The sequence below is a fragment of the Arthrobacter sp. Bi26 genome (genome assembly GCF_918697925.1).
Classification (GTDB): domain Bacteria; phylum Actinomycetota; class Actinomycetes; order Actinomycetales; family Micrococcaceae; genus Arthrobacter.
On record NZ_CAKKMF010000041.1, the window covers coordinates 1 to 12,506 of the forward strand.

8 protein-coding genes and 4 pseudogenes are annotated in these 12,506 nt (G+C 61.5%); 6 read left to right on the plus strand and 6 right to left on the minus strand.

The window, feature by feature from the left end; genetic code table 11:
- Nucleotides 1-173 (plus strand): annotated as a pseudogene (locus LQV16_RS12320) (IS481 family transposase); the annotation flags it as partial.
- Between the two features lie 379 nt (nucleotides 174-552).
- Here LQV16_RS12320 and LQV16_RS12325 read toward each other — a convergent pair.
- From LQV16_RS12325 to LQV16_RS12345, 5 genes and pseudogenes are all read right to left on the minus strand, one after another.
- Nucleotides 553-1,342 (minus strand): annotated as a pseudogene (locus LQV16_RS12325) (alcohol dehydrogenase catalytic domain-containing protein); the annotation flags it as partial.
- Nucleotides 1,343-1,488: 146 nt separating this feature from the next.
- Entirely contained in the window at nucleotides 1,489-2,874 is a 1,386-nt protein-coding gene (locus LQV16_RS12330; protein ID WP_229994180.1) for an MFS transporter, read from the minus strand.
- Nucleotides 2,875-2,889: 15 nt separating this feature from the next.
- Nucleotides 2,890-4,206 carry an FAD-dependent oxidoreductase gene (locus LQV16_RS12335; protein WP_229994181.1) on the minus strand — a complete coding sequence of 439 codons (1,317 nt, stop codon included), beginning with the start codon at nucleotides 4,204-4,206 and terminating at the stop codon, nucleotides 2,890-2,892.
- A 16-nt stretch (nucleotides 4,207-4,222) separates the two neighbouring features.
- Nucleotides 4,223-4,546: a 2Fe-2S iron-sulfur cluster-binding protein gene (locus tag LQV16_RS12340; protein WP_229994182.1), complete on the minus strand. Its 324-nt coding sequence runs from the start codon at nucleotides 4,544-4,546 to the stop codon at nucleotides 4,223-4,225.
- 28 nt (nucleotides 4,547-4,574) lie between these two features.
- Entirely contained in the window at nucleotides 4,575-5,870 is a 1,296-nt protein-coding gene (locus tag LQV16_RS12345) for a cytochrome P450 (RefSeq protein WP_229994183.1), read from the minus strand.
- Nucleotides 5,871-5,985: 115 nt separating this feature from the next.
- On the opposite strand from LQV16_RS12345, the gene LQV16_RS12350 reads away from it, so the two are divergent.
- From LQV16_RS12350 to LQV16_RS12360, 3 genes and pseudogenes are all read left to right on the plus strand, one after another.
- Nucleotides 5,986-6,897 carry a LysR substrate-binding domain-containing protein gene (locus tag LQV16_RS12350; protein WP_229994184.1) on the plus strand — a complete coding sequence of 304 codons (912 nt, stop codon included), beginning with the start codon at nucleotides 5,986-5,988 and terminating at the stop codon, nucleotides 6,895-6,897.
- Nucleotides 6,898-6,964: 67 nt separating this feature from the next.
- Nucleotides 6,965-7,866, plus strand: a pseudogene (locus LQV16_RS12355) (fumarylacetoacetate hydrolase family protein); the annotation flags it as partial.
- Nucleotides 7,859-8,065: pseudogene (locus tag LQV16_RS12360) on the plus strand (GntR family transcriptional regulator); the annotation flags it as partial. The pseudogenes LQV16_RS12355 and LQV16_RS12360, both read left to right, overlap by 8 nt.
- A 457-nt stretch (nucleotides 8,066-8,522) precedes the next feature.
- On the opposite strand, the gene LQV16_RS12365 reads toward LQV16_RS12360, so the two are convergent.
- Complete coding sequence (locus LQV16_RS12365; RefSeq protein ID WP_229994185.1) at nucleotides 8,523-9,470, minus strand: LysR family transcriptional regulator; 948 nt, start codon at nucleotides 9,468-9,470, stop codon at nucleotides 8,523-8,525.
- 243 nt (nucleotides 9,471-9,713) lie between these two features.
- Between LQV16_RS12365 and LQV16_RS12370 the strand changes: the two genes are divergently transcribed.
- Together LQV16_RS12370 and LQV16_RS12375 are read left to right on the plus strand one after the other, a co-directional pair.
- Nucleotides 9,714-11,054: a hypothetical protein gene (locus LQV16_RS12370; protein ID WP_229994186.1), complete on the plus strand. Its 1,341-nt coding sequence runs from the start codon at nucleotides 9,714-9,716 to the stop codon at nucleotides 11,052-11,054.
- Nucleotides 11,055-11,097: 43 nt separating this feature from the next.
- The gene (locus tag LQV16_RS12375; RefSeq protein WP_229994187.1) at nucleotides 11,098-12,405 is read left to right on the plus strand and encodes an MFS transporter; all 1,308 of its coding nucleotides are present in this window, start codon (nucleotides 11,098-11,100) and stop codon (nucleotides 12,403-12,405) included.
- The last annotated feature ends 101 nt before the right edge of the window (nucleotides 12,406-12,506 follow it).

Consider the following 12,506-nt stretch of genomic DNA (forward strand, 5'->3'; position numbering starts at 1 on the left):
GGGACCCCGAGACAATCCAGTTCTTCGATGACCAGGGCACCCACATCACGTCCTACCCCCGTCCACAGGCCGGGACCAAAACAGTCGGAAACGGCAAGCCCCCCGGATTCACGGCGAAACAACCCCCGACCGTCACCGATGTCCTGATACATGAAATGTCACCAATGTCCTGATACAGAACCGTCACCCATGTCCCGAGACATCACACGACCCGATCCGAAGCCCAGGGTGTGCACATTGTGCACACCCTCTTTCTGCCCATAATCTTCCCTGGTCCAGAAGTCTGTCGTGACGCTGCGGGCCACGACAGGTTCACGCTGTCCGTGATGGTGCTCCGCTCTGGCGTAATGTTCTCCGAACCGTCGGTGACGACTGCTACCAGACACCCAACGCGGCGGCATTGGACAGTTTGGGAGTCGACATGGGTCATGGCTGTTCGTCCCTCCTTTCCGAACATCTCATAATAGGCAAACGGTTACGTAGCCGCATGACCGACACTCACTGGCCGCCCCTTGTAGAAGTGGGGCACCCAAGGCTCCGCAGGCGCCGTTAGAAGGCCTGCTTTTGCGTTTTTGGAACGGCCGACGGCGTCAATCACCAGGTCCGCGCCGCTGCCCCGCAGTGCCGGATGGCCTCAATGGGATCTTCCCGGCTGGACGCCGTCGGTGGCGCCAAAGGACTTGGCCATCTCCACCTTGTTCGGGTCAATGTCAACGGCGACGATCGTGGTGGCGCCGGACAGCATGGCGCCAGCGATCGCGGCGATACCCACACCGCCGCAGCCGATGACGGCGACGGATTCGCGGCGCTTGACCTCACCGGTGTTGATGGCGGCGCCGATGCCTGCCATCACTCCGCATCCCAGCAGCCCGACGGCTGCCGAATCACTGTCCTCTTCAACCTCGGTGCACGGCCCGGCAGCGACGACCTTCTTCTTCTCGGCGAAGGCGCCGATGCCGAGGGCGGGCGAGAGCTCCGTGCCGTGCTCGAGGGTCATCTGTCCGCAGCGTTGTGGGTGTTTAAGCAAGACTGCGGCTGGCCTTGGCGCACGCCCGGCATTCACGGCACACCGTCCGCCAGTTCAGAATCACGCGGTCGCCGGGGGCCACCTCGTTGGCGTCCGGTCCGACGGCGCTGACCACACCGCTGGCCTCGTTGCCCAACAGGATGGGCAAATCGTCAGTGATTCCGCCCTGCTTGTAGTGCGGGTCCATTTGGCAGACGCCGCAGGTGAGAATGTCCACCAGGGCCTCTCCAACCCGGGATCCGGCACCAGGATAGTCTCCACCGACATCGGCGCATTCTTTTCCCTGGCTACAGCTGTCCTAACCCGGTGTGCCATGATTAGCTGCCCTTCTTCCGTCCGCCGTGCAGCAAGCCATTGTGGTCTTCAAGTCTTGTGCTTCATTGTTGCCGGCTCGACGCTGTCATCCGCCGCGCTTGGGGCCAGGGCCTTGTCAGCTACCCCGGCCCCAAATGACGGCGTGATCAGTTGGTGCGAATGAGCTCATTTGGAACGTCCGCGGTGCGCCGGTCAAAGACGAGGGCTCCAACTTCCTGTTCGGCCTGATTCCGGATGGAAAGGTCGATACCTGAGCGGTCCCGCACCAGTGAGACGGCCACAAGAGAGATGAGGGTCATCCCGACCAGGTACAGGGAAACGGCATCGGTTCCGCCTGTGGCCTGTACCAATGCTGTGGCTATAGTCGGGGCAAAGGCGCCGCCCAGGATCGCTCCCAAAGCGTAGGAGATGGAGACACCCGAGAAACGCACCGAGGCAGGGAACATTTCCGAGTACAGGGCAGCCTGCGGGCCATACGCCAGTCCCAGACCGACGGTAAATATGGTCAGCGCCAGATAGAGCATCGCCAAGGACCCTGTGTTGATCAGCCAGAAGAGCGGGAAGCAGGCCAGCAGCTGGGCGCCGAAGCCTATGAAGTAGGTGCGCTTGCGGCCAATCCTGTCCGAGAGGTATCCGGCGAGGTAGGTGAAGACGAGCCAGATAGCAGAACCGTAAGCGACTGCAACGAGCACGTCAGTGCGTCCGTGACCGACAGCGGGGCTGGTCGCGTAGCTGGGGATGAAGCCGCCCGTTGCCATGTAGCCTGCAGCGTTGTTGCCCGCGAAGATCAGGGCGGCGATGATTACGAGGAGTCCGTGGCGCCGGAATAGCTCCACGATTGGTGTCCTGGGCTGTTTCTTGGCTGCAGCGATTTCCTGGAATACAGGGGATTCGTCCACCGCGCGGCGTACGAAGTAGCCCACGGCAACGAGAACGATACTCAGCAGGAAGGGTACCCGCCATCCCCATTCGAGGAAGGCTGCCCCGGGGGAAACTACACCGGTCATGAGTGCTGTGACGCCGGAGGCCAGCAGCAGTCCCAGTGGAACGCCCAGTTGCGGGAACGCCCCGGCCCGTCCGCGGCGGTCGCTGGGGGCGTGCTCGACTGCCATCAGAACGGCCCCTCCCCATTCACCTCCCGCGGAGATGCCTTGCAGGATCCTCAGCAGCAGGAGCATGACCGGGGCGATGACACCGGCGGTCGCGTAGGTCGGCAGGAAGCCGATCAGGGTGGTTGCTGCGCCCATGAGGATCAGGGTGAGCACGAGCATGGCGCGGCGGCCGATCCTGTCGCCGTAGTGGCCGGCCAGGAAGGCGCCGAGGGGCCGGAAGAGGAAGCTGATGCCGACGGAGGCGAATGACAGCAGCAGTCCGATGGAGGTGCCGGCTGGTTCGAAGAACAGCTGTGCGAAGACCAGGCCGGCGGCCGTGGCGTAGATGAAGAAGTCGTACCATTCAACGGTGGTGCCGATGACGGTTGCAAAGGCGACGCGACGTTGGTTCGCCTTCGAACTGTGTGTGTACATGCTCATGGTTCTCCAGTTGGTTTAAGAGCTGTACCCAGAGAGGAAACCCTGGGGCATCAAACTTTGCTGCCGATTTTTTGGGCGGAGACTGGTAATCCGTGTCAGGCCACTACTGGCACACGGGGTGCTGGCAGCTGCCTTCAGGGTGAACCCCTCGGTTTCTGCCTGGGCGCGGGTGATGCCTGCGCCGGCGACGAGTAGTTTGCGGGCAGCCATATGGTCCGCGGTGACGTTGACCGATTCCACAGCCGTGAGGACGCCGTCCCTGAAGCAGAGGACGGAGAACTTTGCTGCCGCCTGGTCACCCACGACCAGCATGTCGTCGTCGGGTCGTGCGAGCCCTGCCATCTGCAGCCGGTAGGGGCCCTGTATGGACCAGAACCAGGGCAGCTCCGTGTAGGGGTGTACAGCCCCGAGAATGGTACGGGCGGCATGCCGGGCCTGATCGGTGGCATTCTGGACCGACTCCAGACGCAGACGGACCTGGGCGTGCGCGCTGGGGAAACTGGCGCAGTCGCCTATCGCCAGAACGGCAGGGTCCGCCGTGCGCAGCGTTTCATCGACAACGATGCCGTTGCTGGTTTCGAGGCCGGCGTCCGAGGCCAGGGTGTCGTTGGGCTGCACGCCGATGCCCACGAGGACCAGATCAGCAGGATATGACGCCCCTGTTGTTGACACTGCGGCTCCGACGCAGCCATCCGTGCCAGGCTCGAAGCGGTCGATGCCTTCGCCGAGACGCAGGTCGACACCTTGTGAGCGGTGAGCGGCTGCAAACCACTCCCCCATGACGGGGGTCAGTGCACGTCCCATCGGGCGAGGCGCGAATTCCAGGACGGTCACCTTGCATCCGTGGGCCAGGGCGGCGGCGGCAAATTCCAGTCCAATGAATCCGGCACCGATGATGACGACATTGCGGGCGGTGGGCAGCGCCCGGTGCAGCGCCTCTGCATCTGTCAGGGTTTTCAGTCCATGGATGCCGGACAGGGACGCGCCCGGACAGTTCAGCATCTTGTTTCGGGCGCCGGTCGCGAAGACGAGGTGGTCGTAGTCGAGTGAACCCTCGGTGAGCTTCACCTTCCGTTCGGCCAGGTCAATGGCGAGTGCCTGGACACCTTCATGGAGTGTGACGCTCTTGTCCTCAAAAAAGGATGCGCCGCGCAACGGCAAGGGAGCCGGTTCCTTGTCCGGGGCCAGGTAGTCCTTTGACAGCGGCGGACGCTGATAGGGCAGCCCGGATTCCTCAGCGATCACATGGATCTTGCCCGCATACCCCTCGGTCCTCAACGTATCGGCGACCTGCAGGCCGGCCTGTCCGCCGCCAATGATGACAACGCTCATGTCATTTTCCCCGCTTCTAGAGTTGGCCGGCAGGGATGTCGACGACAATCTCTGTGAGTTCTGCGTCGATTTTGATCTGGCATGCCAGACGGGATGTGTCCAACCGCTCGGCTGTGGCACAGTCGAGCATTTCGTCTTCATCGTCGCTGATTTCGGGCAGCGCCTGTGCATATTCCGGCCGCACGTAGACGTGGCATGTGGCGCACATGGCCTGCCCGCCGCATTCGCCGATGATGCCGTCAATGCCGTTGGTGACGGCGGCGCGCATCAGTGTTGTGCCCTCCTGGACCTGGAGGGTTTGCTGGGTGCCGTTTGGCTGAGTGTAGGTGACGGTGGGCATCGTTGCTCCTTGGTATTTGGTGGTGCTTCTAGTTCCAGGTGACGGGCAGGCTGGTCAGTCCGCGGAAGACCCAGCCATCCCAGCTTTCATTCCGCCGTTCATCTACGCGCAGCCCTGGGAAGCGCTTGTATGCCAGCGGTACCGCCACCTGGCCGATTGAAGTCTTTGCGGCCCAGTGCCCGGCGCAGAGGTGGACGCCGCTGCCGAAAGCGAGGTGGGGGCGCTTGGGCCGGTGGATGTCGAAGTCTGCAGCGGATTCTCCGAAGTGGGCGGCGTCGTGGTTGGCGGATGCAACGACCACGCCTATACCGGCGCCAGCGGGGATCCGGACCCCTTCGAGGACGGTTTCCCGGGTCGTTTCGCGCGGGTACATCCCGATCGGCGATTGCCATCTGACAGCTTCGTCAAACACCGAAGCCCACAATGCGGGGTTGGCTAGGACCTGCGCGCGTTGTTCGTGGTGGTTGCTGAGGGCCCAGACCATGTTGGTGACCATGTGCTGGGGCTCGTTCATTCCGCCGGAGATAGTCAGCTTGATGTTGGCGGTGACGTTGGAGGTTGGCAGCCCGCTGTTTGCGAATGCGGACACCATCGAGGCGTCCGGGTTCTGCCGGTAGTAGGGGATCAACTCCTCGAGCAAGCGGTCGGCCTCCTCGGTCGAGGAGTCACATCGGTCCCAGATCGACTGATCGTCCAGAACGTTTCCCATGCCAGCAATGAAGTCGTGGGACCAGCGGCGTACCTGATCGACCGAAACGTCCTTCAGCCCCAGCAGGTCAATGAGGTTCTGCGAGGCCACGGGCGCGGCGTAGTCCCGGTTCAGGTCTGCTTCCCGGGGACCGATCTCGGCGAACTTCTCAAGGTAGGTTTCGGCGTTGCGTTCAAAAACCGGTCCCCAGACTTCCTTGATGGACTTGGGACGAAGTACAGGATTTACGGGTGCCCGGTCTGCCGAATGCTCTGGATCGTCCTTGCGCAACATCGGCCGGGCTCCAACGGCCCGGGTCATCGTTGAGCCGGAGACGTTGGCGCTGAAGATTTCCTGATCCTGTTCCACCGTGTGGCAGCCGGCGTAGTTAGTGACGAGGAATTTGTTGAGCTGCGGAACCCAGGCGATCGGAGACTCCGCCCTCAGCCTGGCATAGGTCGGGTAGGGATCCGATGCAAGTTCAGCCACGTCAACCCAGTCAGCCACGGGGTAGTCGGCGGCGTCGTGCGAAGCGGTGGTGCGAGATTGATCGCTGCTGCCGCGCACCGATTCCGCGTCAACGCTTCGGGTCTCCGAGTTCCCGTGGAAGGGGCACTGTGTGGCTTGTGTCGTCATTGTGGTCCTACTCCTCCTGGCACGTCGTTGTGTAATCAGTGTCACAGCCAACCTTCTTCTAGTAAACTGTGAATATTAGTGGAAGTATTTCGATTCTTTAGGAGAAGAGATTTTCGTGCCTAAATTCACCTTTCGTCAGCTCGAACTCTTCGCCGCGCTGCCGGAACACACCACCCTGGGATCCGCGGCGCTACAGCTCCACATCTCCGAATCCGCGCTCTCGCACGCCATCAGCGAGCTTGAGGCAGCGTTGGGGGAACAACTGTGCATCCGGAGGAAGGCCCGGGGCATGCACCTGACGCCGACAGGGCGCCACTTCGCGAAGCGGGCCAAAGAACTGCTTCGCGAGGCCAGTGCACTGGCAGACGGATTGGGTGAGTTGCGCGGCGAGCTGAAGGGGCCGGTGTCGTTGGGTTGCTATACGGGCCTGGCAAGCAACGTCCTGCCCGCCGTGCTTGAAGGCATGGCCAACCTGCACCCCAAGATCGAAATCAGCATCACGGTAGGGGACCACTCAGACCTGCTGCCGGCGCTTGAAGATGGAACACTGGACACGGCCATCGTCTATGACATTGGCTTGCCAGCGGACGTGGAGCGCAGGGTCATCTACAAGACCGAAGTCATGGCCGTTCTGGGGGCCAACGATCCACTTGCTGAAGAAGACGACGTGGATCTCGCGGATCTGTCGGCCAAGCCACTCATCATGCTTAACACGGCCCCCAGCACGGAATATACACAGTTGATGTTCGCTCAGCGTGGACTCAAGCCAAGTGTGGGTGCAGTAGTCCCGCAAATCGATCTTGTCCGGGCAATGGTCGGGCGGGGGCTCGGCTATAGTCTCTTGATGTCGCGGCCCAACCAGATCCCGGTTTCCAGCGAGGGCAAGGGACTCGTGACCAGGCACCTTCGCCCCCGCGCCGGACAGACCTCTGTTGTTGCGGTCTGGCCAAAAGAAACGGCGCAAACTGCCCGGTCACTGGCTGTCATCCAATATGCAGTCGAGGTCCTGGACGCCATTGAACCCTGATAGCGACCGCCAGGTGCCAGAAAAATGAAGACCAAAGGGTTGATGCACGACGGCGATTCAGCGATAGCCGGGCGACGTCGTCGAGGTTGAAGGCAGCGCCGGCGGACTCACCGGCGCTGCCTGGACAACCGGCGGCTTGGTCACTCGCGTGGAGGAAGGCACAACGCCGTTCGCGGACTTTGGCGCCCGGCCCAAGACCGATGATCTGCCTCGGGAGGAGGCATACGGCTCGCGGGAAGCGGCCGGCACCGCGGCCGTCGGTCCGGTCCTGTCCCTGGCGCTGAAGGCGAGGCTGGAGAGCGTCTGCCGGCCACCCTGTCCTCCCAGCTGCGCAAGCGCGGCCTGAACAACGTCAGCATCGACGGCCTGACCTCCACCCGGCCGGAAAGGCGGATCGTGGGCCTGGCCCGGACCCTGCGCTACGTCCCCAACCGCGAGGACCTCTTCAAGACCCATGGCGGCGGCTTCAATGCCCAGAAGAAGGCCATCGACTCCGTCAACGAGGGCGAGATCCTGGTGATGGAGGCCCGCGGCGAGAAGGGCACCGGCACCATCGGCGACATCCTGGCCCTGCGCGCCCAGGTCCGCGGCGCCGCGGCCATCATCACCGACGGCGGCGTCCGCGACTTCTCCGCCGTCGCCGCGATGGACATGCCCACCTACTACGCCAACCCGCACCCCGCCGTGCTGGGACGCCGGCACATCCCGTGGGACACGGACATCACCATCGCCTGCGGCGGCACCACCGTGCAGCCCGGGGACATCATCGTCGCCGACGCGGACGGCATCCTGGTGATCCCGCCGGCGCTGGCCGCGGAACTCGCCGACGACTCCATCGCCCAGGAACGCGAGGAAACGTTCATCACCGAGATGGTGCAGCAGGGCCACAGCGTGGACGGACTCTATCCGCTGAACGCTGACTGGCGGGCCCGCTACGAGAACTGGGAAGCCGGCAAAGCCAATGAATGACACCGCCGCCGTGGGCTCTCCTACCGCCACGTTCACGGCCACGCAGACCGCGACGCACACCGCCAGCAAATCCGAGCAGGCCTACGCGGCCGTCAAGACCCGGATCGTGGACGGGAGCTACTCCCCCGGCTACCGGCTGGTGCTGGCCAAGATCACCGAGGACCTGGGCGTCAGCGTGGTGCCGGTCCGCGAGGCCATCCCGTGAGCGGAAAGACCTGGCCTCGCTGAAGGTGAAGCAGTTGCATGCGCAAATGCTCGTGACTCAAATGTGCTTTGATGTTCCGGCTGTGGTTTGAGTATTGCAGACGATTGAGCTCGGAGGGTGTCACTCCCCCGGTATCGCTCGGTACGCATGGGCCCGTCAGTAGGATTCGTCTGATCCGGCTGGCGGCCAAACATGGCGCAGGGACTTCTGTCCTCCACGCGATTTGATCCCCTGCCGTTCATCTCATCGGTGGCGACCAACTCCCAAGCCGCAGGAGCACAGTTCTACGGAATCCACCTCTTCTCGTTTAACGACTTCACCGCTGTCAAAACGCTGGGTGACGCTCTCAGCTTGCCTCAAGCGGATCCTGTTCGTTCTCGGTGACACCTGGCTGGCGCCGGGTCCGTAGCCGTAGCCGTAACCGCAACAGAAATACGGCACCGTGCTAATTTCAACCTCTGTCGCCCACACCCCGGACTGAGTCGAACCAGCGTTGTTGCTCCTTACCGACAGAATCGCGGGCAAACTCGGTAAATGCAGCAGCCCTGGTCGTCAGCGGCGTTCGGCGGAGCCAGGCAACCTGTACGCGTTCGAGCGGCATTGCCGGTTCAAGCTCCAAAGTTGCGAGTGCCAGACCCTCGTAGCTCGTCTTGGAGCGCGAGCGGTGAATCATCATGCAGTAACCGAGGTTCCTGGCGACCAAGGCACGAGTCAACTCATACTGTTCGCTGCGGTACCGGATGTTGGGTCTGATGCCGAAGTCCTTGAAGATCTCCATCGCGTGGTTGCTCGCCGGCGGGGAGTCGAAGAATACGTATGGGTCATCTCTCAACTCTGCAAGTGCCACGGATCCTCTTCCCGCCAGCCGATGTCGGGCTCCCACAATGATGTGGACAGGCGTTTCATAAAGGACAACTCCTTGGAGGTCCAATGGCAGATTCAGATCGTAGACCAGGATCAGGTCTATCCGCCCCTCGCCGAGGAGCTCCATCAGAGCACCTTGAGGTGCGATCCGGAAGTCGACGTCCACGCGCGGATGTAGAGCCGCGAATTCGTCGATGAGCGCAGGGATAAGAGTGGGAGCAAACGTCGGGTAGCAACCCACTGTAATGGGGCCCACAAGCTCTTCGCCTTGACCGGCCACTGTCAGGTCAACCTCCTCGGCTGCCCGCAGAAGAGCTCTCGCTTCGTTCAGCAGAAGTCGCCCGCTGGGAGTGAGGTCCACCCCATGGGCCCGGCGCCGCACGCACAACTGAGTCTTCATGCCCCGCTCCAGCTGTGAGATGGAAGCGGCGATGGCAGTAGCCGAAACGTTTTCGCGGATGCTTGCCCCGGCGAAGGACCCGGTCTCGGCCACCGAACAAAAATACTGCAATTGGATTAGGTTGAACGACGGCATACCCAAATGCTAGTTGGTTTTTGAGAGGGAAACCGCAAGTGCAGTGAAGGAAAGGAAACTGCGCCGGACTCTCATGATCCGCTTGGGCGTTGGGATGCATACGAACAGCCCCGCTGATACCGAACTTTTAGTGCTGAATACCTCAACTATTTTCCGTTTTTCAAAGAAACTCCGGCCCTTTAACGTGTTTTGCAAGGGCACCTAAGCGTCGCCGGTGCCGAGACCCGCTTCAAAGGAGAAACCGTGAGATCAAACATTCAGACCATGCGTGCCGGACTCGACATTGCCGCATCGTGGGGCAGGCTCGAGTACTCGGGCTGGCAGGACGAGAACATGTCGTGGAAGGAGGACGTCTACCTCGGAGACTGGTCCTATTTGGACGAATTGCGCGTCACAGGCCCAGATGCACTGCAGCTGTTTTCAGACTTCGCCGTCAACAGCTTCGCCAAATTCGCCATCGGACAAGCCAAGCACGCCATCTTCTGCAATCTTGACGGCAAGGTCATCGGGGAAGGCATCCTGGCCCGTTGGGCAGAGGATGACTTCCTGTTCAATGCACGCGGGCCGGTCAGCACCTGGCTTGAATACAACTTCAAGAAGGGTGCTTACAAGGCCGACTTGTCCCTGAAAATCAGCGAGTTCAAGTTCCAGGTTTCGGGACCGAAGTCCCTTGAACTCCTCGAACTCCTGACCTTCGAGTCGCTGCGGGACATCAAGTTCATGCATTTCCGGAAAGCCACAATTGCCGGACATCAGGTTCGCCTTCTCCGCCAAGGAATGGCCGGCGAAATCGGATTCGAGCTGCAGGGTCCCGGATCGATCGCCGAAGTCATCCGGGCCGCAGTGCTCGAAGCCGGGAAGGCGTTCAACATCCGCCGCATGGGTGCCCGAACAGCCATGGTCAACCACCTGGAGGCCGGCTTCCCCACCGTCACCCATGACTACCTCCCCGCCATTACCGGCGAAACTGAACGGGAATACTACGAGCAGTACAACGTCGAGGTGACAGACGACGGCAGCCCGGAGTGGTACCAGAGCTTCGAGCGGTGCATGAAGGTCAAAGGAAGCTTTGACGGCGAGGATCCCAGCGCATGGTTCCGTAGTCCTGTCGAACTGGGATGGACCAGAAACGTCAAGTTCGATCACGATTTCTACGGTCGGGCAGCTCTGGAGAGGGAGACGGCCGACCCCAAGCGCGGGATTGTCACGCTCGTTTGGAATGAAGAGGACGTCAAGGACGTCTACGACTCCTTCTTCCAGGACGGCGAACCGTACGATTTCATGGATTGGCCGCGCGGCCAGTGGTTCGCGATGTACACCAGCACGGTGCTGGAAGGGGAAACCATTATCGGCTCAACAACCTCGCGCGGTTACAGCTACTACTTCCGCAAGGTTCTCTCCCACGGGGTGCTCGACTTGGCCTACACGGAACCCGGCACTGAGGTAGAAGTCCTGTGGGGTGACCCGGGACATCGCCAGAAGAAGATCCGGGCCACCGTTCATGCCTATCCTTTCAAGCAGGACAATCGGCGCACGGAGCTGGCACTCGTCGGCTCCGGGACCTCTCTGCCCAGCGCCAAGTAGCGCGAATATGTCAGTCATGGCCCCCGCCGGGGCAAGAGAGAAAATGACGGCTGAAGACAGGCGTGTACTTACCGGCACGATGATCGGCACCACTATCGAGTGGTACGACTTCTTCATCTACGCCCAAGCAGCCGGACTCGTCTTTGCTCAGCTGTACTTCGCGCCCCTGGGTCAAGGGTCCGTCCTTGCCCAGATGGTGTCCTGGGCATCTCTGGGCATCAGCTTCCTATTCCGACCACTGGGCGCCGTCATCGCCGGGCACTTCGGCGATCAGTTCGGACGCAAAAAAGTCCTGGTCGCCACACTGATCCTGATGGGCGCTGCAACAACCCTTATTGGCATACTGCCCACGCATGCCCAGATCGGAATCACTGCTCCGCTGCTCCTGGTGCTCCTGCGCATCATTCAGGGCATCTCCGCGGGTGGCGAATGGGGCGGTGCCGCATTGATGGCTGTCGAGCACGCACCTGTTGGCAAGCGAGGAATCTTCGGTTCCTACCCACAGATCGGCGTTCCGGCCGGCATGATTTTGGCAACGTTGGTCGTCTTCATCATGACGTCCGTAACTACCCCGGAACAATTCCTGACCTGGGGATGGCGGATACCGTTCCTTTTCTCCGTCGTGATGATTATTGTCGGTTACTTCATCCGCCGCGCGGTCTCCGAGAGTCCCGTATTCCAGGAAATGGCGGCCAAAAAACGGGAGACTGCATCTCCGCTGCGCGAACTCATCAAACGGAATCCCAAAGCGATCGTCTTGGCAGCGCTGGTCTTCATCGGCAGCAACGCCGCCGGCTACCTGCTGATTGCTTTCCTCTCCTCCTACGCCATCCGGGTTCACAAGATGGACAGGCCAGGAATACTCTTGGCTTCCACGCTCGCCGGCATGAGCTGGCTTGTCTTCACGATGGTAGGCGGCCATCTTTCCGACCGGTGGGGACGCATCAAGACCGTCAAGGTCGGCTATATCTTGATGTTCGTCTGGATGGTCCCGCTGTTCCTGCTGATAGATGCCGCGAACGTGTGGCTCTACCTTCTGGCTCTGGTGGGGTTGACCATCGGAAATGGTCTGACTTACGGGCCACTATCGGCCCTGTTCGCTGAGATGTTCCCGGCAGAGATTCGCTATTCGGGAATATCGATCGCATACGCCATCGGCGCTATCCTTGGCGGGGCCTTCGCCCCCCTTGCAGCAGAGTGGCTCCTCGGAGCCACGCAAAGCTCGCTTTCCATCGCCGCCTACATCATGATTCTCTGCATTGCCTCGTACATCGGCGCAGCCTTTATTAGGGAACCAAAGGGAATCGACCTAGTCGCCGGCGCGTCTTCGGCGCTCAGCGACCGCCGCTAAACCATGCGCGCCCGCCGGACCAGGAGTTTCCCTGGTCCGGCGAACCCATTACTCAACCTATCGTTTTCACGAGGTGATCTTCTTGCAACCGTCTAGCACCA

Excerpts from the sequence above, each read along its gene's own strand:
- LQV16_RS12340 (WP_229994182.1), bottom strand. The coding sequence starts at position 4,546 with ATGCCCACCGTCACCTACACTCAGCCAAACGGCACCCAGCAAACCCTC.
- LQV16_RS12375 (WP_229994187.1), top strand. The coding sequence starts at position 11,098 with ATGACGGCTGAAGACAGGCGTGTACTTACCGGCACGATGATCGGCACC.
- LQV16_RS12330 (WP_229994180.1), bottom strand. The coding sequence starts at position 2,874 with ATGAGCATGTACACACACAGTTCGAAGGCGAACCAACGTCGCGTCGCC.
- LQV16_RS12365 (WP_229994185.1), bottom strand. The coding sequence starts at position 9,470 with ATGCCGTCGTTCAACCTAATCCAATTGCAGTATTTTTGTTCGGTGGCC.
- LQV16_RS12335 (WP_229994181.1), bottom strand. The coding sequence starts at position 4,206 with ATGAGCGTTGTCATCATTGGCGGCGGACAGGCCGGCCTGCAGGTCGCC.
- LQV16_RS12345 (WP_229994183.1), bottom strand. The coding sequence starts at position 5,870 with ATGACGACACAAGCCACACAGTGCCCCTTCCACGGGAACTCGGAGACC.